This window comes from Paenibacillus pinisoli (assembly GCF_003605435.1).
Lineage (GTDB): Bacteria > Bacillota > Bacilli > Paenibacillales > Paenibacillaceae > Pristimantibacillus > Pristimantibacillus pinisoli.
Genome location: NZ_QXQB01000004.1, coordinates 683,783 through 704,929 on the forward strand (window position 1 = coordinate 683,783; position 21,147 = coordinate 704,929).

At 51.5% G+C, this 21,147-nt stretch carries 25 protein-coding genes; 22 read left to right on the forward strand and 3 right to left on the reverse strand.

Annotated features, from left to right (window positions below; all coding sequences use genetic code 11):
- The first annotated feature begins 9 nt into the window (after nt 1-9).
- Nucleotides 10-726 (forward strand): response regulator transcription factor, encoded by a 717-nt coding sequence (locus tag D3P09_RS20370; RefSeq protein ID WP_116044806.1) that lies wholly within the window; start codon nt 10-12, stop codon nt 724-726.
- Nucleotides 727-2,187 carry a HAMP domain-containing sensor histidine kinase gene (locus tag D3P09_RS20375; RefSeq protein ID WP_120113213.1) on the forward strand — a complete coding sequence of 487 codons (1,461 nt, stop codon included), beginning with the start codon at nt 727-729 and terminating at the stop codon, nt 2,185-2,187.
- 115 nt (nt 2,188-2,302) lie between these two features.
- Here D3P09_RS20375 and serA read toward each other — a convergent pair whose 3' ends face one another.
- Together serA and D3P09_RS20385 are read right to left on the reverse strand one after the other, a co-directional pair.
- The gene (gene serA / locus D3P09_RS20380) at nt 2,303-3,895 is read right to left on the reverse strand and encodes a phosphoglycerate dehydrogenase (protein ID WP_120113214.1); all 1,593 of its coding nucleotides are present in this window, start codon (nt 3,893-3,895) and stop codon (nt 2,303-2,305) included.
- Between the two features lie 221 nt (nt 3,896-4,116).
- Nucleotides 4,117-5,025 carry a hypothetical protein gene (locus D3P09_RS20385; RefSeq protein ID WP_120113215.1) on the reverse strand — a complete coding sequence of 303 codons (909 nt, stop codon included), beginning with the start codon at nt 5,023-5,025 and terminating at the stop codon, nt 4,117-4,119.
- Between the two features lie 80 nt (nt 5,026-5,105).
- Between D3P09_RS20385 and D3P09_RS20390 the strand changes: the two genes are divergently transcribed.
- Entirely contained in the window at nt 5,106-5,699 is a 594-nt protein-coding gene (locus D3P09_RS20390; protein ID WP_120113216.1) for a CPBP family intramembrane glutamic endopeptidase, read from the forward strand.
- 219 nt (nt 5,700-5,918) lie between these two features.
- On the opposite strand, the gene D3P09_RS20400 is transcribed toward D3P09_RS20390, so the two are convergent.
- The gene (locus D3P09_RS20400; RefSeq protein WP_120113218.1) at nt 5,919-6,755 is read right to left on the reverse strand and encodes a polysaccharide deacetylase family protein; all 837 of its coding nucleotides are present in this window, start codon (nt 6,753-6,755) and stop codon (nt 5,919-5,921) included.
- A gap of 167 nt (nt 6,756-6,922) precedes the next feature.
- On the opposite strand from D3P09_RS20400, the gene D3P09_RS20405 reads away from it, so the two are divergent.
- The 19 genes from D3P09_RS20405 (at nt 6,923) to D3P09_RS20490 (ending at nt 21,138) form a co-directional block, all read left to right on the forward strand.
- Complete coding sequence (locus tag D3P09_RS20405) at nt 6,923-7,249, forward strand: hypothetical protein (protein WP_120113219.1); 327 nt, start codon at nt 6,923-6,925, stop codon at nt 7,247-7,249.
- Between the two features lie 205 nt (nt 7,250-7,454).
- Nucleotides 7,455-8,069 carry a genetic competence negative regulator gene (locus tag D3P09_RS20410; protein WP_120113220.1) on the forward strand — a complete coding sequence of 205 codons (615 nt, stop codon included), beginning with the start codon at nt 7,455-7,457 and terminating at the stop codon, nt 8,067-8,069.
- Nucleotides 8,070-8,213: 144 nt separating this feature from the next.
- On the forward strand, nt 8,214-9,461 hold the full coding sequence (locus D3P09_RS20415) for a Glu/Leu/Phe/Val family dehydrogenase (protein ID WP_120113221.1): 1,248 nt from the start codon (nt 8,214-8,216) through the stop codon (nt 9,459-9,461).
- Between the two features lie 15 nt (nt 9,462-9,476).
- Entirely contained in the window at nt 9,477-10,175 is a 699-nt protein-coding gene (gene prsW, locus D3P09_RS20420; RefSeq protein WP_120113222.1) for a glutamic-type intramembrane protease PrsW, read from the forward strand.
- Between the two features lie 51 nt (nt 10,176-10,226).
- Nucleotides 10,227-10,385 (forward strand): hypothetical protein, encoded by a 159-nt coding sequence (locus D3P09_RS27790; RefSeq protein ID WP_165867514.1) that lies wholly within the window; start codon nt 10,227-10,229, stop codon nt 10,383-10,385.
- 97 nt (nt 10,386-10,482) lie between these two features.
- Nucleotides 10,483-11,841: a germination protein YpeB gene (gene ypeB, locus D3P09_RS20425; protein ID WP_120113223.1), complete on the forward strand. Its 1,359-nt coding sequence runs from the start codon at nt 10,483-10,485 to the stop codon at nt 11,839-11,841.
- Nucleotides 11,842-11,936: 95 nt separating this feature from the next.
- Entirely contained in the window at nt 11,937-12,590 is a 654-nt protein-coding gene (locus tag D3P09_RS20430; protein WP_120113224.1) for a flagellar brake protein, read from the forward strand.
- A gap of 69 nt (nt 12,591-12,659) precedes the next feature.
- Complete coding sequence (locus D3P09_RS20435) at nt 12,660-12,854, forward strand: hypothetical protein (RefSeq protein ID WP_120113225.1); 195 nt, start codon at nt 12,660-12,662, stop codon at nt 12,852-12,854.
- Nucleotides 12,855-12,986: 132 nt separating this feature from the next.
- On the forward strand, nt 12,987-13,691 hold the full coding sequence (cmk, locus tag D3P09_RS20440) for a (d)CMP kinase (RefSeq protein WP_120113226.1): 705 nt from the start codon (nt 12,987-12,989) through the stop codon (nt 13,689-13,691).
- 3 nt (nt 13,692-13,694) lie between these two features.
- The gene (locus D3P09_RS20445; RefSeq protein WP_120113227.1) at nt 13,695-14,270 is read left to right on the forward strand and encodes a lysophospholipid acyltransferase family protein; all 576 of its coding nucleotides are present in this window, start codon (nt 13,695-13,697) and stop codon (nt 14,268-14,270) included.
- A gap of 79 nt (nt 14,271-14,349) precedes the next feature.
- On the forward strand, nt 14,350-15,585 hold the full coding sequence (gene rpsA / locus D3P09_RS20450; protein WP_120113228.1) for a 30S ribosomal protein S1: 1,236 nt from the start codon (nt 14,350-14,352) through the stop codon (nt 15,583-15,585).
- 92 nt (nt 15,586-15,677) lie between these two features.
- Nucleotides 15,678-16,322, forward strand: a complete 645-nt coding sequence (locus tag D3P09_RS20455) for a YphA family membrane protein (RefSeq protein WP_120113229.1) — start codon at nt 15,678-15,680, stop codon at nt 16,320-16,322.
- Entirely contained in the window at nt 16,322-17,239 is a 918-nt protein-coding gene (locus D3P09_RS20460; RefSeq protein ID WP_120113230.1) for a YIEGIA family protein, read from the forward strand. Before D3P09_RS20455 ends, D3P09_RS20460 begins: the two co-directional genes overlap by 1 nt.
- Nucleotides 17,232-17,411 (forward strand): capping complex subunit for YIEGIA, encoded by a 180-nt coding sequence (locus D3P09_RS20465; protein ID WP_207892525.1) that lies wholly within the window; start codon nt 17,232-17,234, stop codon nt 17,409-17,411. The genes D3P09_RS20460 and D3P09_RS20465 overlap by 8 nt, the downstream gene beginning before the upstream one ends.
- Before the next feature lie 78 nt (nt 17,412-17,489).
- The gene (der, locus tag D3P09_RS20470) at nt 17,490-18,812 is read left to right on the forward strand and encodes a ribosome biogenesis GTPase Der (protein ID WP_120113232.1); all 1,323 of its coding nucleotides are present in this window, start codon (nt 17,490-17,492) and stop codon (nt 18,810-18,812) included.
- Nucleotides 18,813-18,824: 12 nt separating this feature from the next.
- On the forward strand, nt 18,825-19,424 hold the full coding sequence (gene plsY / locus D3P09_RS20475; RefSeq protein WP_120113233.1) for a glycerol-3-phosphate 1-O-acyltransferase PlsY: 600 nt from the start codon (nt 18,825-18,827) through the stop codon (nt 19,422-19,424).
- A 6-nt stretch (nt 19,425-19,430) separates the two neighbouring features.
- Nucleotides 19,431-20,465, forward strand: coding sequence for an NAD(P)H-dependent glycerol-3-phosphate dehydrogenase (locus D3P09_RS20480; protein WP_120113234.1), 1,035 nt, complete (start codon nt 19,431-19,433; stop codon nt 20,463-20,465).
- 75 nt (nt 20,466-20,540) lie between these two features.
- Complete coding sequence (locus D3P09_RS20485; protein ID WP_120113235.1) at nt 20,541-20,816, forward strand: stage VI sporulation protein F; 276 nt, start codon at nt 20,541-20,543, stop codon at nt 20,814-20,816.
- A gap of 142 nt (nt 20,817-20,958) precedes the next feature.
- Nucleotides 20,959-21,138, forward strand: coding sequence for a DUF2768 family protein (locus D3P09_RS20490; RefSeq protein ID WP_120113236.1), 180 nt, complete (start codon nt 20,959-20,961; stop codon nt 21,136-21,138).
- The last annotated feature ends 9 nt before the right edge of the window (nt 21,139-21,147 follow it).

The window sequence follows — 21,147 nt, forward strand, 5'->3', positions numbered from 1 at the left end:
TTGCTTGACATGTCCGACTACGGAAATCGCATATTGGTCGTAGACGACGAGGAACGTATCCGCCGTCTTCTGAAAATGTATTTGGAGAAAGAAGGCTATGTCATCGATGAAGCTGAGGACGGGGAGACTGCCTTAAGGCTGGCATCCAATACCGACTATGCGCTAATCTTGCTCGATGTCATGCTGCCGGGAATCGACGGAGTGGAAGTTTGCTCCCGTCTGCGTCAGGTGAAAGCGACGCCTGTCATTATGCTGACTGCCAAAGGCGAGGAGATGAACCGCGTTCAGGGCTTCGAGGTCGGCGCAGACGATTATGTCGTCAAGCCGTTCAGCCCGCGCGAGGTCATCTACCGCGTGAAGGCGATTCTAAGACGTTCGTCGGCAACCGCCTTCCTGACAAAAGAACTTAATACGAGCAACAATATTGTATTTCCTCATCTGGTCATTGAGCATGACGCGCACCGCGTCACTGCGGGCGGGCATGAGGTCAGCCTGACGCCGAAGGAATATGAGCTATTGCATTACCTGGCCGTATCGCCGGACAAGGTATTCTCGCGCGAAGAGCTGCTTAAGGATGTATGGAATTATGAATTTTTCGGAGATCTGCGTACCGTTGATACACATGTCAAGCGACTTCGCGAGAAGCTGAATAAAGTGTCCTCCGAGGCAGCGGCCATGATTACGACCGTATGGGGCGTAGGCTATAAGCTTGAGGTGCCGAAATAAATGAAGCTCTGGGATCGATTGGCGCGTTTGCTGTGGCATAGCGTCGTGGGCAAGCTGTGGGCGACCATCATGTTGTTGGTCGCCGTTGTGCTTCTTATCCTCGGCGTTTTTTTGCTGCAGTATATCGATATATGGTTCGACGAGAATTCGCATGATATTAAAGTGTTGTTTATTATCACGGCCATCATCGGATTTTTGTTGTCTACGTTTTTTGCTTTTTTCCTCTCGGCCAAAATCCAGCAGCCGCTCCTGCAGCTGAAGAATGCCGCGGATTCTGTATCGCAAGGCGATTACAGCACGCGCGTGCATATCAGCTCCTCCGATGAAATCGGCCAGCTTGCCAATACCTTCAACAATATGACCGGGCAGCTCGATAAGCTGATCCATGCGCTTAACCATGAGAAGAATCATCTGTCCAGCATTCTGCGAAGCATGGGCGACTCTGTCATTACTTTCGATTCCGAAGGACAGGTGATCTTGACGAACCCAAGCGGACAACTGCTCATTAACGGCTGGTCATCGCTGGAGTCGGCTTGGGAGCAGGAGCCGGTAGAGGATGTGCCGTCTTTTCCTGGCGTGCCGATGCCGCTGAGGCAGCTGTTCCAGCATGTAATGAAGGAAGGCAAGGACTTGACCGAGAAGGTGCATGTGCATAGCAGCGTATGGTCCGTCGTTATGGCTCCCCTGCAATCGGGGAACGTGATCCGCGGAGCGGTAGCCGTGATCCGGAACGTAACGGAGGAGCATAAGCTCGATAAGCTGAGACGCGATTTCGTAGCGAATATCTCACATGAGATTCGGACGCCGCTCTCTATGCTCCAAGGCTATAGCGAGGCGCTTCTGGATGATATTGTCGCTTCGCCGGAAGAGCGCAGGGAGCTTGTACAGGTTATCTACGACGAGTCGCTACGGATGGGCAGGCTGGTCAACGATTTTCTTGATATCGCGCGGATGGAAGCTGGCCATGTCGAGATGAATTTTCAAGAGATTGATTTGGGGCTGGTCATTCGCAGAGTGCATCGCAAGTTCCAGGTGTATGCGAAGGAAAGAGAAGTCACTCTTCATGTGAAGGCGATGGAGGATAAATGGCTCCAGATGAAGCAGGGTGATGAGGACAGGCTGGAGCAAGTTCTGACGAATCTGATGGATAATGCGCTGCGCCATACCCCAGCAGGCAAGTCGATCACAATTGGCGCAGAGCATCTTAACGTTAACGGTGTGCCGTATATACAGCTGAAAATTAGCGATGAAGGTGTAGGCATTCCTCCGGAGGATGTTCCGTACATTTTTGAAAGATTTTATAAGGCGGATAAGGCTAGGAAGCGTACAGGCGGTACCGGTCTTGGACTTGCCATCGTAAAAAATCTGATTGACCTGCACCACGGCAAAATTCATGTAGACAGCACAGCTGCAACAGGCACAACCTTCACGCTTTTGCTTCCTGTCGAAGGGAAAGAGTAATTGTCAAGGTTTCGTGAAGGCTGTCTCTATAAGCGGAAAATAAGAAAAAGCGTTCCATCGCTGGAACGCTTTTTTTGTTGAAGGATACCGATTAATCTTGTTGTTCGTGAAACAATTACGGTAAAATGATTTCTTTTGCTGTATTCAGCTCAGGCATGCTTGTCAGCTGCAGCAATACTTCTTTTGGCGTGCCTTTGTCGACGCGGAGCACCATAATGGCAGAACCGCCTTCAAGCTGGCGTCCAACCTGCATGGTCGCGATGTTCACGTCGTTGTTGCCAAGCAGCGTGCCGACGCGGCCGATAATGCCTGGTTTATCGTTATGCGAGATCAGTATCAGATTGCCTTCAGGTGTAACGTCAACCGGATACTTGTCGATTTGCACAATGCGCGGGCCATAACCTGTCAGCAATGTGCCGGCTACGATATGCTCTTCTTTCTTCGTGCGCAGAGCTACTGTCACCAGATTGGTGAAATCCTTCGATGCGTGCGATTTTTGAATGACGATATTCACATCACGCAGCTTCGCAAGGTGCATGGAGTTGACCACGTTGACTTGCTCTTGTCCAAGATGGTGGGACAGAACGCCACGAACGATATAGCGGGTAAGCGGCTGTGTATCGACTTCAGCCAGCTCGCCGGAGTAGCTGACGATAATTTCTTGTACAGCGCCTTCCGTCGATTGAGCGATGAAGCTGCCCAGCTTCTCGCCAAGCGTAAAGTAAGGCTGCAGCTTGCTTTGCAAATTAGCAGGGATCGGAGGCATGTTCACAGCGTTCATGAACGGCTCGTTGCGCAGAATATGCAGAACCTGCTCGGATACGTCAATCGCAACATTCTCTTGCGCTTCAATTGTAGACGCGCCCAGATGCGGAGTGACGATAATTTTTGGATGTTTCAGGAACGGATGATCCTCAGCAGGAGGCTCAACTTCGAATACGTCGAATGCCGCGCCTGCTACGATGCCTTGATCGATGGCTTCAACCAGGGCAATCTCGTCGATAATGCCTCCGCGTGCGCAGTTGACAATTCGCATGCCAGGCTTCATCACTTCAAATTGCGCTTTGCCGATCATATGGCGTGTTTCTGGAGTAAGCGGCGTATGCACCGTCATAAAGTCAGCAGCGCGGACGATATCGTCAACGCTGGCGAGCTTAATACCGATTTTCTCAGCGCGCTCTTCCGTCATGAACGGATCGTAGCCCATAATGTTCATGCCGAACGCTTTGGCGCGTTTGGCTACTTCGCTGCCGATGCGGCCCATGCCGAGTACGCCCAGCGTTTTGTTGCGAAGCTCTACGCCGACGAAGGACTTGCGGTCCCATGTGCCGCCGACTGTTTTCATGTATGCTTGCGGAATATGACGCGCAACAGCCATCATCATGGCGAATGTGTGCTCACAGGTTGTAATCGTGTTGCCGTCCGGCGCATTAATGACGATAATGCCGCGCTCTGTTGCAGCTCCCAAATCGATGTTGTCGACACCGACACCAGCTCGTCCTACCACTTTCAGCTTTTTGCCGGCTTCCATAATTTTAGCTGTTACCCGAGTCTGGCTTCTTACAAGCAACGCATCATAATCGCCAATGATTGCTACTAATTCGTCTTCTGTTAAACCAGGATTCTTGTCGACAATAATGTCATTCGCTTCGACAAGCTGTTGGATCCCAAGATCGCTGATAGGATCGGATACTAGCACTTTGTACATGTAAAACAGGCCTCCTAGAATTGGCGTCGCACGCGGCTCCGCTGTAATATGAACAGAAAAACCCTCGGCCCGCACCGCTCAGGAGCATCGGGTCGAGAGTTCAATCTACGAACGAGTTGGACTTTACTATTTTATAGCATTAGCGCGGTCAATTGCAATGCTGAAACTTGCTCATTTGTGAAATTTTCGTTATGATTCAAGCACAACCGCAGGGAATGCTGTCATTCCGCGTAGAAGAATGGCAGCTGCGGCAGCGTCTCGGATTGATAGAATCTGGCCTTATTCGCGTTAAAGTCGCCGGAATCGACAGCTCTTGTATTCAGCAGCAAGTCGACAATGCCGCCTACTGTTTTGAGCTTCATCTTCGAGGCTTGTCCCGACCGGATGAATTCATCCACCCGGCTCGTCAAATCTTGCGGCAGGAAGGCATACAGCTCGCTGCGTTCGCTCAGGTAGGAGACGATGACCTTGTTTTTGACAATTAGCGAAAGCTTGTCCCATTGCTCAACGCCAAGCGGCACTGCAATCTTGTAAGCAGCCGGGATGGCTGGGTCTACCGATGCCGCCCATTTCTGCATGGCATCATAGTAGGCGCTTTGAGCGGCCAGAGACTCGCTTACTGCGGATTTAAAGTTTTTATCGCTTTGGATATGCTCCAGAATTTTGGCAGGATCATCCGACTTGTCGGCTGCGGCTTTGGATGCTGCGTCCTTAAAATACTTCAGGCTGCGGATATAAGCGACCTGGGCTTCACCGAGCAGAGGGGACTTCTGCATATTGAACGAGCTTGCTTCTTCGGCTTTCGTATCGGCGAGCTTCGCCAATTTCTTGAATGCGGCAGCGGAATCGATATTGCCGCCGCGCAGCAGCTTGTCCGCAGCTGCCAGCCACTCGGACTGAAATTCACGGTAAGGCGAAAATACGGTAAGATAGAAGGATACCAGTTCCTGCTGCTGATAGGGAGTAGCGTCTTCGCCAGGTTGAACGGCTGCCGTTTTGGCAGCGTACTTGGCCTCTGCCTTCTCGGTGCCGAGCTGAATGCCGTAGAAGAATGCGCCAACGGCAAGGATCAGCATAAAAACAAATCCAAGGCTAAATAACATGGCTGTGGTCGTTAATCGTTTTTCCATAATAAATCTCCTTCTATGTATCAATTATGTAATCACTTATGTAAGCATAACTATTACCTGAGAGCGAGGCGCGCAGCTAAATGAAAAAATTCGATATCCGCAACATACGTGTGCGCAAGGTTAACATTGACGAGATTGATGACCGTATGCTACTTATAAACTTGTATGCTACTCAGGCGTTTACTCTTATTATCGGTATCATATGGATTTTATTTCAGCGTCAAAATTTATTGCAGGTTCTAGCCATTCCGAAGCAATGGGAATTTCTCGCATGGGGCGCAGGACTAGCCGCTGCCGTTATTGCGGTTGACCTGCTGATATCCCGCTGGGTGCCCGATGAAGCGACCGATGACGGCGGAGTGAATGATCGGATATTCCGCAGCCGGCCAGTCTGGCATATCGCGCTGATTTCCTTTGTCGTAGCCGTCTGCGAGGAGCTTCTGTTCCGCGGCGCGATCCAGCATGCAATTGGACCTTACTGGACAAGCATCGTATTTGCAGCCATTCATGTCCGCTATTTGCGCCACTGGATTCCGACAGGCCTTGTCTTCTCCATCAGCTACGGGCTTGGCTGGATCTATATTCAGAGCGGAACTCTGTGGGCGCCGATTGTTGCGCACTTCGTCATTGATTTTATAATGGGCTTAATCATTCGATTCAGGAGGGAGCCATGAGCAGGAAACAAAGACATAGCCGTACATCCAGATCTTATCAACCAGAAAAGGCAGGTGACATGATGAACGCCTCAGGGCAGGAAGACGAACCGCTTAAGCTTCCGCCCAGACGCAAAAAGTTTCCTTCAAGTCTCCATAAAGTGAACAAATGGTATTACAATTTATTGTTTGTTCTGTTTCTTTGTCTCGTAGTTTTTTTATTCTGGTACGGCAACAAATTCAGTTCGTAAGCTGAATCGTAGCCGGATCGATAAACGTATAGCCTTCCGCCTCGATCTTGCCGAGCAGCTCATCCAGCGCTTCTGCTGTCCAGGGCAGCTCATGCATCAGAATATTAGCGCCTGGATGAAGCTGCTCCATTACGTTTTTGATGACAACTTCCGGTTTGTCGCGCGCGGAGCTGTCCCAGTCCAGGGAACCATTGGACCACGTCATGAACAGCATGCCGTGGTTTTTTGCTATTTCCTTGACGGTGTCGCCGCCTGCTCCGAACGGCGGACGGAAAAACTTCGGCGTCTCGCCCGTCAGCTCCATTACCATCTCTTGAACGCCGGACAGCTGCTCTTCGACCACGGCCTTCTCTTCGTTCTTCAGATTGATGTGGTCATACGAATGATTGCCGATTGTGCCGCCTCGCTCATGGATGAGCTTCAGCAATTCCGGATTTGCTTTGATCCGGTAGCCGTTGACGAAAAAAATCGCTTTGGCGCTGTGCTTGTCTAATGTGTCGAACAGGCTGTTGATCAGCTTCTCTTCCTTCGGGCCGTCGTCGAAGGTAAGCAGGACGGCTTTCTTAGGCGCAGACTCATCAAGGGGAACAAAGCGGTACACTTCGTTCATCCGATACAGAATCTTTGCCTCCGCCGCAGGCTCAGGCGCTGCGGATGCTGCCGGTTCCGGTGACGGAGAGCTGGAGGGGACGGCAGAGGGCGTGGCCGCAGTTTGTTCCGACAGGACAGGGGCCGCATTGCCGCCGGATTGATCGGCTTTGCTGGCGCATCCGGACAGCATCGTTGCCAGCAGGCATAATAGCATAAGTTGATTTTTGATGGGCATGTTAATCTCCTCCGGCAGAAAAACGCGATTCTTGTCGATAGTACGTTCATTCTACCATAATTTTATGGGGCGCTGACGGTCAGCTTCCTTATTTTATACAGAATGTCGATGGGGTCATACGGCTACACTATTCTTGAAAACAGTGCATGAAAGAGGTGTTCAGCCTTATGAAATTAAGCGGATTGTTGTTTGGAGGAATTATTGGCGCGGCAGCGACCATGTATGTAGCGAAGAAAAAACCGGCCACCGTGGCATGGGCTTCAGCTGCCATGTCCGATATGTGCTCGGGAATTGTGCGCAAATCTGTTGCCAAAATGGTCAATACGGATTGGAAGAAGGAGGCGGCAGCCGGCCTGTCCCCAAAGCCTTCAGACGATACCGCCGAAAAATCCGCAGCCGCTTGGGAACAAATTGAAGCGATTGTGGAAGCCGATCCTTCATTGAAGCGCGAGGTCAACAAAATTAAAGCGGAATCGTCTGCCATGTCCCATTGACGTTCATTTTCGGCAGCAAGAGTCGGTCGGGCGTATTTCCACTTAGGAATGCTGCTTGATCGATTCTTTTTTTTCGTGTGATATTAGTGCATTCGTTCGTAAGACATGATAAAGTATTTACATATCGGTATGAGTCCATTTTATTCACAAGATGGAGATTGATTCATACGCTATTACGACAGATGCTGCAAAGGAGGATCCTGTCATGAAAATCGAGCGACTTAGTCAGGACAGAATACGGATTTTCCTGACGTTCGACGACTTATTGGAACGTGGGATCCATAAGGATGATATGTGGCGCGAGCCGCCTAAGCTGCATGAGCTGTTCCTTGAGATGATGGAGCAGGCTTATACCGAGCTTGGCTTTGACGCCAGCGGTCCGCTCGCAGTTGAAGTGCTGGCAATGCCGGCGCAAGGCATGGTCATTATTGTAACCCGAGGCAAATCCGGTCAGGCGGGGGATGAGCATTCGAGAGAAGACGATGATATGGAAGACGATATATATGATATGGAAGTGACGATGGAGCAGACAGATATTGTGATGTATGCATTCCGCGATTTTGAAGACGTCATATCCGCCGCCAAGCAATTGCGTTCGTCGAAGCTGACGGATAGTGGAAGACTGTATTCCTATAACGACAAGTGGATTCTTGTTCTGGAGCCGAATCAGGTAGACGCATCGAAACATCAAGCTGTTATCGCGCTGCTTGCGGAATACGGCGAGGCTACATCCGTTGCATATGCCATGCTGGAGGAATACGGCAAGGTCATCATGCCGGAGAATGCAGTCAAAGAGATTTGCAATCATTTTCTGTTCTAGTGATTTGTTGCGTCAATAAGGAACATCCGAAGGCCATGCCTGATGATGTTCTTTTTTCATCTTGCTGCTGGAATCAAAGATCCAACCAGAATACTCAGCGTGTACGGAGTTCATATTAGTTGTAGATAAGGCTAAGGGGACAGGATGGGTGACATGATGAATGATGTATTGCAAGCTACTCAAATCGTAATCGAACAAGCACTTAGAAGATTGGGTTACGGAGATGACATGGTCGATTTGCTGAAGGAGCCGATGAGGCTTCTGACGGTTCGCATTCCCGTGCGCATGGACGACGGAACAACCAAGGTATTTACCGGATATCGCGCCCAGCATAATGATGCTGTAGGTCCTACCAAAGGGGGCGTGCGCTTCCATCCGGGCGTAACGGAGAAAGAAGTGAAGGCGTTGTCGATATGGATGAGCCTCAAGTGCGGCATTGCGGATCTTCCGTACGGCGGCGGCAAAGGCGGCATCATTTGCGATCCGCGCAAGATGTCCTTTAGAGAGCTGGAGAGGCTTAGCCGAGGCTATGTTAGGGCGATCAGCCAGCTTGTAGGTCCAACCAAAGATATTCCGGCGCCTGATGTCATGACGAACTCCCAGATCATGGCCTGGATGATGGACGAGTACAGCCGGATCAGGGAATTTGATTCTCCGGGCTTCATTACGGGCAAGCCTATCGTGTTGGGAGGCTCCAAGGGACGTGAGACTGCCACAGCCCGCGGAGTCGTGATTATGATCCATGAAGCGCTTCGTCTGAAGGGAATCGATATCAACGGCGCCAGAATCGTCATTCAAGGCTTCGGCAATGCCGGCAGCTATCTCGCCAAATTTATGCATGAGGCAGGAGCGCGCGTAATTGGTATTTCGGATGTGAACGGAGCGTTGTATAATGAAGAGGGGCTCGATATTCCGTACTTGCTGGATCGAAGAGATTCCTTCGGCAATGTGACGAACTTGTTCCCGAATACGATCGGCAATGAACAGCTGCTTGAGCTTGAATGCGATGTGCTCGTTCCGGCTGCGATCGAGAATCAGATTACAGAAGAGAATGCGGACCGGATCCGCGCTTCTATTATTGTGGAAGCGGCCAATGGCCCGACCACACTGGAAGCGACACGTATTATTACGGACCGGGGCGTGCTGCTCATTCCCGATGTACTCGCCAGCGCAGGCGGTGTCATTGTATCCTATTTCGAATGGGTGCAGAACAACCAGGGTTATTACTGGGACGAGAAAGAAATCGACGAGAAGCTCAGGCTGATGATGATTCGCGGCTTCGAGAACGTATACGACATACATCTGACCCGCAAGATCGATATGCGCCTTGCTGCATACATGGCAGGCGTCCGCAAGATGGCGGAAGCTGTCAGATTCCGCGGGTGGGTGTAGGAAAGCAGGTCATTCATGCTTTTGTTTTCAGTATTGACCGCAGCGATCGCTCCCGGCGTATCGCTGCTGACTTATTTATACCTTAGAGACCGCTATGAAGCCGAGCCCATTCATATGGTGCTGCGCATGTTTGTGCTGGGCGTGCTTGTCGTGGTGCCGATAATGGTCCTTCAGCGCGGCTTCCAGATCTGGCTTGGCGACGGGCCGATTGCGGCAGCTTTTGTCCAGTCGGCCTTCGTCGAAGAATTTCTGAAATGGTTCGTCCTTTATCATGTCATCTACAATCATACCGAGTTCGATGAGCCTTATGACGGCATCGTCTACGCCGCTTCGATCTCGCTGGGCTTCGCGACGATGGAGAATGTGCTGTATGCGATCTATACGCCGTCATCCTTCGGCACACAGATTATGCGCGCCCTGCTCCCTGTATCCGGGCATGCGCTGTTCGGCGTTATGATGGGTTATTATCTGGGCAAAGCCAAATTCGCGCCCAAGTCCAAGACCAAGCTGTTTCTGGTCATATCCTTGCTGCTTCCGATTATGCTTCATGGCTTGTATGACTGGATCATCATTGCGACGAAGCATGACTGGATGTGGTTCATCGTTCCTTTCATGGTGCTGCTATGGATGTGGGGGCTGCACAAGATGAACCGGGCCAACGCCAGATCTCCGTTCCGATTCGGAAGCGGGCACGAGGATGAGGTTAAACTGTAGCGCATCCGTCTATACTGGTTCGTATAGAGATATGCGATTCAGGAGGTGCCTATGGAGGAAGCTCGAGTCAAAGTAACCATTCGCTGCAACGTATGCGGCGAGAAGTTCGTGCTTCGGGGCAGACGGGACAAAGGTTCAATCGATACAGGCTTCAAGCAGTGCATTTGCAATAATAGCAACGATCTGGACATTGAAGAGCATTCCGTGTAAGCGAGAGATGCCCGAGCAAAAGAATACAGAATATGCATAAAGCTCCTTTCGGCAAACCAAACTAACACCAGGTTTGGCATTAGAAAGGAGCTTTTGCATGTATCGTAGACTTAGCTCGATTATGTTCCCTATTGTTGCCGTGCTGTTGATCGGAGCCGTATATTGGGGCTATCAGGAGCACCAGGACAAAAACGCGATTCTGATCAAAGCCGAGAACCAATATCAGAGGGCTTTCCATGATTTGACCTTCCATGTGGACAAGCTGCATGACCAGCTCGGCAATACGCTTGCGGTGCATTCTGCTTCCACCGGCTCTCACCGCAAAGCGCTTGTCAACGTTTGGCGGCTGACCAGCCAGGCTCAGAACGAGATCAGCCAGCTGCCGCTCAGTTATTTGCCGTTCACGGAGGCGGAGGACTTCCTATCCCACATATCCAATTTTGCCTACAAAACCTCGGTGCGGGACTTGACGAAGCAGCCTCTGTCAGACGGCGAATTCAAGACGCTGCAGACATTGTATGAGAAGTCGGATGAAATTGCCAAGGATTTGAAGCGGATGCAGCAGGATGTGCTGTCCAACAATTTGCGCTGGATGGATGTGGAGGTCGCGATTGCGTCTGATGCAAAGGACGGGCACAACACGATTGTGGACGGGCTGCGTTCGGTTGAAGGCAAGGTGGACGGCTATCCCGAGATGGACTGGGGCCCTTCGGTAGCGAGCTTGTATCAGAAACGCACAATCAAGCTGCTTAGCGGCAATAAAGTCGGACCGGAGGATATCCAGAAGAAAGCGGCGCAGCTGCTTGGCATTGCGCCAGCCGACATCACTGTACAGGAGAACGGCAAGGACACAGAATTTGAATCGTATACGGCGGTCGCATTCCCGGACGATTCGAACCGCAAAGTGCAGATGGACTTCACCTCCCATGGCGGACACATCAGCTCGCTGATGAAGACAAGGGAGCTGGGAAGCCAGAAGATCAGCTTCGAGCAGGCGAAAGCTTCGGCTGACCAATTCCTGCAGAAGCATGGCTTCAAGGATATGAGGGCTGTCACATATGATACCTATCAAAATGCAGGCACCTTCACCTATGTCAGCTCCCAGAACGGCGTCCTGATCTACCCGGATAAGCTGACTGTGAAAGTGGCACTTGATAATGGAGAGGCCATTGGCTTGCAAGCAAGCGATTATGTATATGAGCATCGGGACCGGGAGCTGCCGAGTCCGATCATGACCAAGGAAGAAGCTAAGAAGACGCTCAATCAGGGCCTCAAGGTCACGAATGAGCAGCTGGCGCTCATTGATGGAGAGATGGGCGAAGAAGTGCTCTGTTATGAATACACGGGCAGCATTAACGGAACAATCTACCGGATCTATATCAATGCGGAGAACGGCATTGAGGAGAAGGTGGAGAAGATGAGCGCAGAGGACCGTAAAGCAGCGGCTGGAGCATAATCAGCGCGAAATTCCGCGAAAAATCAATGACAAGATCGATATAGCTCCCCTCCATTCGACATGCTATAATGTCAGGTATATGGGGGGGAGCTATTTTGTTGCCAACAGTTAATCAGATGCTGTATTACCACATCGCTTCTTCTGACGAGGCCGAAGCGGCGATCGAATACCGCTCCAGAATCGCCGATGAAGAAGAAGGGGCGTTACATATCGAATATCCGCTGCATGAGCAGACGGGCAGGACGAAACGGTTGTTTCTGGGAGATGAGCTGTCGGTTTATTTCCTGTCCCCGGACGGGGTGAAGCATTATTTCGACTCGCATGTGATCGGATTCAAGGAAGATGCGATCAGGCTAGTCAGGATCGTGAAGCCGGATCCGGAGAGAATGACGAAAGTGCAGCGCAGGAGCTTCTTGCGGGTGCCGGCAGAGCTGGAGCTAGCGGTGAAGATGTCCGAGCATGAGAGATTTGTCTGCTATACGGACGATGTCGGCGGCGGCGGCATTTCGTTTGTCAGCGACGGCAAATGGGCGCTGCAATCCGGCGGCACGCTGGACTGCTGGCTGCTCGTACCCTACAAGAACGGCGTTATCGAGCACGTCTCCTTCCAGGCTGAAATCGTGCGCGTCAATCTGCTGGAGTCCGGCCGCAAGCAGTGCATGATCAAATTCGTCAGCATCAGCGACACCGAGCGGGGCAAAATTATCCGTTATTGCTTCGAGAAGCAGCTGGAATACCGAAACCGGTAAATTCATGTAATTCATATGAATAGCTTTATGGAAGATTCCGCATGCTATCCCCATAAAGGAGGGGTTGCCGTGTTTCGGTTTCTTCTGAAGCGGCGCGACCGGGCTGAGTGGGTCCGGCTATCGGATCAAATAAACGGCTTTATGGTGAAAGCCGTCATTGCTTTGCTGCTGCTTATTGCGGTCTTCCAGGTTGCCATGCAGAATGATACCGTTAGAGGGATGCTGACAAGCGCGGATCGGTGGGAAGGGACCCGCCTGAACTAGCGCTTGTCTTTTGCATCCGGGGCCATAGTGTGGTATAATTTTCACGTTCGCAGGCAATGCCTGCTTTTTCTTTGAAGCGGCAGAGAGCTGCTTTCATGGATAAAGAGGCCGTCTTGATTTAAAGGGGGTTGACTGTACGTGGCATTGCAAGATGGTGACAGCGACCGAATCAACATTGCGATCGATGGTCCGGCGGGAGCCGGCAAGAGCACGGTCGCGAGAATGGTCGCAGGTCATTTGGGGTATGTGTACATCGATACCGGCGCGATGTATCGGGCGGTAACGTTAAGCGCGCAGCGCTTATCGATTGCGGCTGACCAAGACGCCAGGCTTTCGGAGCTGCTCGGCACGCTTCGAATCCGGCTGGAGCCGGGAGATAACGGACAATCTATCTTTGTCAATGAAGAGGATGTCACGGGATTGATCCGTTCGAGAGAAGTAACCCGTCAGGTGTCCTACTTTGCCGCAAGCGGTGTCGTGCGAGAGGTGCTTGGCGCCATGCAGCGCGAATTGGCCGCCCAGAGGGGCGTGGTCATGGATGGACGGGATATCGGCACGCATGTGCTGCCTGATGCGGAACTGAAGATTTTTCTAACGGCATCCGTACAGGAAAGAGCGCTCCGCAGATTCAAGGAGCTGCCATCCGATCAGGGAATTACCCTTGAGCAGCTCGAGTCGGAGATTGCCGAGAGGGACCGGTTGGACGAGCAGCGGGACATAGCTCCGCTTATTCAAGCGAAAGACGCGATCGAACTTGACAGCAGTCATATGACTATTGATGAAGTTGTTGCGTCGATCGTGAAATTAAGCCGAACCAAATTGGCGGAGGCGAAGTAAACTATGTTATACGTCATTTTTAGGTTTTTGCTTAGAGTGATCTACACGGTGCTGTTCCGCCTGGAAGCCAAAGACTTACATCATATTCCTGCCGACGGGCCGGTCATACTGGCGTCCAATCATATCAGCAACCTGGATCCGCCTACAATCGGCGTCAAGGTTCCCCGGAAAGTGTATTTTATGGCCAAGGAAGAGTTGTTCAAGGTACCTGTGCTTGGTCCGTTGATCCGTTCCTTCGGGGCATTTCCTGTGAAGCGCGGCGGCGTCAGCAAGGATGCGATCAAGTCTGGCATTACGCTGCTTAAGGAAGGCAACGTAATGGGCATATTTCCTGAAGGTTCCCGAAGCAATGCCGGCGCGGCCAAGAAAGGCGCGGCCATGATCGCATTGCGAAGCGGCGCAACCATTGTTCCGGTAGCCATCGTCGGCGGCTATAAGCTCTTCAGAAAGACCAGGGTATGTTATGGCAAGCCTATCATTCTTACTGAAATTATCGATGAATCTTCATCAGATGTTCTGGAGCAAGTGACTGAAGTGATGATGAGCCGCATTGCGGAGCTGATCAAGGAAAATCAATAACATTGTTTTAAATGCCGCAAAGCGTTAGCGCCGAGCGGGTTTAAATAAAGTTGGGGTATGAACTGAGGAGGTTATTTCAATGTCAGAAGAAATCAATGTGCAAGAATCCGTCTCGGAGGAAGTTAGCCAAGACGCGCTAGACAATTTCGTTTCTTTGAAGAAAGGCGACTCCGTAAAAGGTACAATCGTCAAAATCGAAGATAACCAAGCTTACGTAAGCCTTGGATATAAATATGACGGTGTCATTCCGATTCGCGAGCTGTCCTCTGTACAGCTTGAGAATGCGACGGATGCGGTTCAGGTCGGTCAAGAAGTTGAGCTGAAAGTAGTCAGCATCGACGACAACAAGGAAAGCCTGGTTCTTTCCAAACGTCTGGTAGACGGCGAGAAAGCATGGGAAGAGCTGCAAGCCCGCTTCGAATCCGGTGAAGTATTCGAAGTTGTTGTAGCTGACGTTGTAAAAGGCGGCTTGGTCGCAGACGTTGGCGTACGCGGTTTCATCCCTGCGTCCATGGTTGAGCGCCATTTCGTTGAAGATTTCAGCGACTACAAAGGCCGCACGCTTCGCGTTAAAGTGAAAGAGCTTGACTTGGAGAACAAAAAAGTGATTCTGTCGGCAAAAGAAGTGCTTGACGCAGAATTCGAACAAAACAAACAAAAAGTTATGGCTTCCCTGGAAGTCGGCCAAGAGCTTGAAGGTACAGTTCAACGCCTGACTCCGTTCGGCGCTTTCGTTGATATCGGCGGAATCGACGGACTGGTTCACGTATCCGAGCTTTCCTGGCAGCATGTTGCGCATCCGAAAGATGTTGTCTCCGAAGGACAATCGGTTCGCGTGAAAGTGCTGAAGGTTGATCCTGCTGCCGGCAAAATCAGCCTGAGCGTGAAAGCAGCTCAACCAGGTCCTTGGGACACTGCTGCTGGCCAATTCAATGTTGGCGACGTTGTAACGGGCACAGTTCGCCGCATCGTGACATTCGGCGCGTTCATTGAGATCGCACCAGGCGTAGAGGGATTGGTTCATATCTCCCAAATCGCTCACCGTCACATCGCAACGCCTCACGAAGTGCTGAAGGAAGGTCAAGAAGTTCAAGCGAAGGTTCTGGACTTCAACGCTGCTGAGAAGCGTGTATCCTTGAGCATCAAGGAAACTGAGGAAGCTCCTGAACAGCCGGCTCCGGCTCCAAGAGCAGAACGCGCGCCACGCGCTCCGAAGATCGAAGAAATCAACAACCCGAACGTAAGCTTGAACAGCTCCAGCATGAGCTACTCGCTGGGCGAGCGCTTCGGCGACAAGCTAAGCAAATTGAAATAATAGATAGACAAGAAGGCTATTCCCTGCGCTGACTGCGCGGGAATAGCCTTTTTTTGTTGGCGCATAATAGGGTTACATGAGGTGATTGCGAAATGATACCAGGCTATATCAGTATTTTGCTGCTGCTTATTGTTTCTATATTATGGGCTACCGGCTGGCGAGATATATTGCTCCCCAATATGCGTACGGGATGGACCGCAGCGGTTGCGCTTGCCATTGCAGTGCTGCTCGCATTCCCGTTGTGGACATCGCCCATTGCGAGCGAACCCGCTGTGGAGGTGCATGTCTCGGCATGGCTGCTTCTCGCCGCCAGCGCAATCTTGTTATGGCGAACCGCCCAGGATAGTCAGCGCGGCTACCTGATGTTGTGCGCGCTTATGCTCGCTATCGTATGGGGAAGCGCCAGAAGCCTCTATTCCCATGAGACGATGTTCTATTGGATGGACCCGTTATGGGATATGCCCCTATTGGCCGGCTTGTTGTGCGGCGCTTTCACATCGGACAGCAGGCACCAGCTTGTGCTTGTCGCATGGGGGGCGGCATTGGGCGAGTTCGTAGTGGCGCTGTTCAGGGAGGGCGTCATACATGCCAGAATCGGAGCATGGGAATGGTGGGACAGCGTGGCGATTGCATTCTGCTCAGCCGTTGCGGTTACGGTGCTGCTTAAAGCCGCGCGTGCTGTCGGCGTGTGGATTAGCGCGGCATGGATGTACGTGAGGGGAGGGCGGTCATCGTAATGCTAGCTTTGCTTAAGGATAATCATCACCTTGTCGGTGTCATGTTAGGCATTGTGTTCGGCGTAATTGCCAGACTGCTTATGCTGAAGACCGACTACCGCCAATACCCGACTTCCCCGCATGGACAGATCATTCATATCTCGCTAGGCGTCATTGCGGCAGCGCTTGGCGCCGTTGCTGTCCCCGCTTTAATGGGCAAGGATTATACGGCGATCACCTTTCTGACGCTGGCTGCACAGCAGTTCAGGGATGTGCGGAAGATGGAACGGGAGACGCTGACGAAGATCGACAGCCTGGAGCTGGTAAGCCGAGGAGCCACTTATATAGAAGGCATTGCCATGGTATTTGAAGGGCGCAATTATTTGGTTATCATGTCGGCGCTTATAACCAGTTTGTTCGCCATTCTCATCAATGGATGGGTGGGGATCGCAGCAGGCTTGCTGTCGCTGCTTATCGTATTCAAGCTGAAGTCGGGACATCAAATTTCCCATATCGCGACTGTCGAAATTGCGGATGTTATTGTCGACGGACCCGACTTGTTCGTGTCGGATATTTATATCATGAATGTAGGACTAAAGGCCAATCAGGATATAATCGCCAGGCGCGGGATTGGATACATACTGACGCCGACCAATCCGAACAGCAAAGTAACGCTTGGCAATATGGGCCAGCGCCAAGCCATCTTGTATGATCTCGCGACTATTCTGGGCGTGTATCGGGATGACGGCGAGCCGGCCCTTGTTCCAATGGCCAAGCTGGATATGGAAGACGGCAGGCTGGCTATCTTTATGCTTCCGCAGGAGAGGGATGTGGAGAAAGGGCGGGAAATTATCGGCATGGTTCAAATATTGGAATCGGCTGTGCGGATGCCGACTGAGGCTAAGGTGAATGAGAAGGAGGCAGGGAAAGTTGGCTAAAATCGTGGCCGTTGTGTCCGTTTATCCTGATGAGGTCAAGGGCGGGGCGCCGATATTTATTGCGTCCGACACGGGAAAGCTGGAGGAAACTGCCTTCCTTTTGGAGAAAATATTGGATGCGAGCGCACATGACCTTAAGAACGGGACAATCATTCTTGTCGACCATCATTAACATGAAAAGTTAGCCAAGCGCGCACTTTTTTGCTATGATGGGTATCGTGAGAATTGTTGAAGGAGTGAAAAACCAATTATGGCAAGACCCGTAATCGCCATAGTCGGCCGTCCGAATGTGGGCAAATCCACCATATTCAACCGAGTGATCGGCGACCGACTGGCTATCGTTGAGGATAAACCGGGCGTGACCCGCGACCGTCTGTACGGCACAGGCGAATGGAATGGAAAGCCGTTCAGCATAATTGATACCGGCGGGATCGAGATCGACGGCGAAGATGAAATTATGAAGTCAGTCCGGATGCAAGCCGAGCTTGCCGTCGAGGAAGCCGATGTCATCATTTTTATGGTAGACGCGAAGATTGGACTTACGCATGCGGACGATGAAGTGGCGCAGATGCTGTTCCGCTCGCGCAAGCCGGTTGTTGTTGCTGTGAATAAGGTAGACAACGAAAATCGCATGGATGAAGTGTATGAATTCTATGGACTTGGCTTCGGTCAGCCGATACCGATTTCCGGTTCCCACGGACTGGGAATAGGCGACTTGCTGGATGCCGCAACAGAGCTGCTGCCGGACATCGAGGACGACGGCTATGACGACGATGTTATTCGCGTTGCTTTGATCGGGCGCCCGAATGTCGGCAAGTCCTCTTTGGTCAATGCGCTGCTGGGCGAAGACCGCGTAATCGTCAGCAATGTAGCAGGGACGACGCGCGACGCGATAGATACGCCATTCGAGCATGACGGACAGCGCTACGTGCTGATCGATACGGCAGGCATGCGCAAGCGCGGCAAGGTGTATGAGTCTACCGAGAAATACAGCGTTATGCGTGCTATGAAGGCGATTGAACGCGCCGATGTGGTCCTGGTGCTGATTAACGGGGAAGAAGGCATCATCGAGCAGGATAAGCATATTGCAGGCTACGCCCATGAAGCGGGGAAGGCCTCTATATTTGTCGTGAACAAATGGGATGTTGTCGAGAAAGATGACAAGACCATGCAGCAGTTTACGCAAAAAATTCGCGATCATTTCTTGTTTATGACCTATGCGCCTGTCGTCTACTTGTCTGCTCTTACGAAGCAAAGGCTGCATAAGCTGCTGCCTGTTGTCAATCACGTATCGGAGCAGCATGCGATGCGCATTCAGACGCATCTGCTGAATGATGTGATATCTGACGCAGTTGCGATCAATCCTCCGCCATCGGACAAAGGCAAGCGCCTGCGTATCAACTACGTGACGCAGGTGGCGACGAAGCCTCCAACCATCGTATGCTTTGTGAACGATCCGGAGCTGATGCATTTCTCGTACGAGCGTTATCTGGAAAATAAAATTCGCGCAGCTTTCGATTTCGAAGGTACGCCACTTCGCATCTTCACGCGGCGCAAATCCGACGAGGACTAGGGGAGAAGAAGCTTGTTACTTAATATAGTCGCGGTTGTTGTCAGTTATTTGATCGGAGCGGTATCCTTCAGTATTGTCATTGCAAAGTGGGTGAAGGGCATCGATATCCGTACCCAAGGAAGCGGCAATGCGGGTGCGACCAATACGCTGCGCGTCCTTGGCAAAGGGCCGGCGGCGGCCGTGCTCTTGCTGGATATTGCCAAGGGCATTATCGCTGTCTATTTGGGTCATGCGCTGGGTGACAATGATTGGATGCCTGTGCTTTGCGGATTGGCGGCTATAGCCGGCCATAACTGGCCAGTATGGTTCAAGTTCAAAGGCGGCAAGGGGATTGCGACAATGATTGGCGTAGTCGCTACGCTGTCGTTTTTGCCGGCCCTATATGCTGGCGTCATTGCCATTCTTCTCATTGTATTAACCAGATACGTATCTCTGGGCTCGCTAGTATTCGCGGCTTTGATGCCGATTAGTATCGCGCTGTTCAACTATTCGCCTCCGCTCCTTTGCGGCACGCTTGTACTTGCGGTATTTGCATTTGTCAGACATCGCTCCAATATCGTCAAGCTGCTGCAAGGAACGGAGAACAAGCTGGGCGCAAAGAAGGGAGCGTAAGCGTGTATGACCAGGAATGAGAAAGCCGCAGTTCGCCGTGCAGCCGTGCTGGTAGCAGGCAGCTGGGGAACGGCGCTTGCGTCCGTACTGGCGGTTAACGGCTTCCGGGTTTCCTTATGGACCCGGAATGAAGCGCAAGCCACTGAGATCAATACGAAGCATCAAAACAGCAAATATTTGCCCGACAGTCAGCTTCCGGAAAATATCGTTGCGACGACTGATCTCGCTGAAGCGCTGACAGGAGCGGAGCTCGCTTTGTTCGTCGCTCCGTCGGGAGCGCTGAGACAGGTTGCGAAGGCTGCGGCTCCCTATATGGAACCCGACACCTTATGCGTTCATGCGACAAAGGGCTTCGAGGAGCATACGCTAAAGCGCATGTCGACCGTACTCGCCGAAGAGCTGAGCCGTCCGGAATCGACCATTGTTGTCTTGTCTGGCCCTAGTCATGCGGAAGAAGTTATTCGCAAGCAGCCGACGACCGTCGTCGTGGCGTCTGAATCGCTGAGCGCTGCGGAGCAAGCTCAAGATGCGCTCATCAACGGCGCTTTCCGCGTCTATACGAACAATGATGTGGTTGGGGTCGAGGTTGCCGGAGCCATCAAAAACATTATTGCGCTTGGTGCGGGCTTGAGCGACGGTCTAGGTTTTGGTGACAATGCCAAGGCCGCGCTGCTTACCCGCGGTCTCGCGGAAATCGGCCGTCTTGGAGCTGTCATGGGCGCTAATCCAATGACCTTTGCAGGTCTTGCAGGCGTAGGCGACCTCGTTGCGACAGGCACCAGCAAGCATAGCCGGAACTGGAGAGCGGGATTTATGCTGGCAGACGGCACACCGCTTGAGACTGTGCTGGAGAAAATGGTGATGGTGGTGGAAGGCGTGCGCACGACGCGAGCTGCCCATCAGCTGTCCAAGCAATTTGATGTGGAGATGCCGATCACGGCTCAGCTGTATGCTGTCCTTTTTGAAGGGAAGCCGCCTAAGGAAGCAGTAGAAAGCCTGATGGGCAGGCTGAAGACGCATGAGATTGAGCCGATAGGTTAAGCGGATGCGCCTACACCAATAACCCGCCCGCCTCATATGATGCTAGAAGCTCATATTTGAGGAGGGTGAAATAGGTTGTCTAAAGGAATTCCCAAAGACGTGCTAAGCACAATCAACAAAAAAACCGGCAAAAATATTACCGAAAATGCGGTCAAAAAGCTAGCCAGCGGCGTGGATGCCGGAACCCTGCAAAATGAAGCGGAACTGCGCAAGCTGATCAAGCAGGTAGGGGATATGGCTAAAATCAAAGTGCCGGAATCTACCGTGAACGATATTGTAAAAGCCATCAAGACAAGCGGCGTAAGCCCTGCAAACTTAGAGGCATTGGTCAAGATGATGGCGAAGAGATAACGACACATCGGGCAAAAGCGCGCGAAGCTTCACCGGATTTTTTCGGTCGAAAAATCGCGAATACGCTTTTGTCCTTTTTTTTGCCTAATGCTATAATAGCCTGAGAACAAATAACGATATAGACGAGGAGACCGGAACCTACATGGATGCAATGACGAAAATGTGGATTTCTTTTCTCGGCATTGGATTAATGGCGATTGCTGCTTTTCTAATTACCTTTGCACGAGTGAAGACCAAAGGCATTCTTAAATTCGTATTATCTTTTATCGCCTTCGTAATGTTGATCTTCGGATTTATTTACGGATTCTTCTCCATCATTTGACGCATCAGA

Coding starts and splice junctions, on each gene's coding strand:
- D3P09_RS20375 (WP_120113213.1), top strand. CDS start 727: ATGAAGCTCTGGGATCGATTGGCGCGTTTGCTGTGGCATAGCGTCGTG.
- D3P09_RS27790 (WP_165867514.1), top strand. CDS start 10,227: ATGGAGGAAGCTCGAGTCAAAGTAACCATTCGCTGCAACGTATGCGGC.
- D3P09_RS20490 (WP_120113236.1), top strand. CDS start 20,959: ATGGATGCAATGACGAAAATGTGGATTTCTTTTCTCGGCATTGGATTA.
- ypeB (WP_120113223.1), top strand. CDS start 10,483: ATGTATCGTAGACTTAGCTCGATTATGTTCCCTATTGTTGCCGTGCTG.
- rpsA (WP_120113228.1), top strand. CDS start 14,350: ATGTCAGAAGAAATCAATGTGCAAGAATCCGTCTCGGAGGAAGTTAGC.
- serA (WP_120113214.1), bottom strand. CDS start 3,895: ATGTACAAAGTGCTAGTATCCGATCCTATCAGCGATCTTGGGATCCAA.
- D3P09_RS20460 (WP_120113230.1), top strand. CDS start 16,322: ATGCTAGCTTTGCTTAAGGATAATCATCACCTTGTCGGTGTCATGTTA.
- D3P09_RS20455 (WP_120113229.1), top strand. CDS start 15,678: ATGATACCAGGCTATATCAGTATTTTGCTGCTGCTTATTGTTTCTATA.
- D3P09_RS20405 (WP_120113219.1), top strand. CDS start 6,923: ATGAAATTAAGCGGATTGTTGTTTGGAGGAATTATTGGCGCGGCAGCG.
- D3P09_RS20385 (WP_120113215.1), bottom strand. CDS start 5,025: ATGGAAAAACGATTAACGACCACAGCCATGTTATTTAGCCTTGGATTT.
- D3P09_RS20370 (WP_116044806.1), top strand. CDS start 10: ATGTCCGACTACGGAAATCGCATATTGGTCGTAGACGACGAGGAACGT.
- der (WP_120113232.1), top strand. CDS start 17,490: ATGGCAAGACCCGTAATCGCCATAGTCGGCCGTCCGAATGTGGGCAAA.
- prsW (WP_120113222.1), top strand. CDS start 9,477: ATGCTTTTGTTTTCAGTATTGACCGCAGCGATCGCTCCCGGCGTATCG.
- D3P09_RS20445 (WP_120113227.1), top strand. CDS start 13,695: ATGTTATACGTCATTTTTAGGTTTTTGCTTAGAGTGATCTACACGGTG.
- D3P09_RS20410 (WP_120113220.1), top strand. CDS start 7,455: ATGAAAATCGAGCGACTTAGTCAGGACAGAATACGGATTTTCCTGACG.
- D3P09_RS20480 (WP_120113234.1), top strand. CDS start 19,431: ATGACCAGGAATGAGAAAGCCGCAGTTCGCCGTGCAGCCGTGCTGGTA.
- D3P09_RS20415 (WP_120113221.1), top strand. CDS start 8,214: ATGGGTGACATGATGAATGATGTATTGCAAGCTACTCAAATCGTAATC.
- D3P09_RS20400 (WP_120113218.1), bottom strand. CDS start 6,755: ATGCCCATCAAAAATCAACTTATGCTATTATGCCTGCTGGCAACGATG.
- D3P09_RS20390 (WP_120113216.1), top strand. CDS start 5,106: ATGAAAAAATTCGATATCCGCAACATACGTGTGCGCAAGGTTAACATT.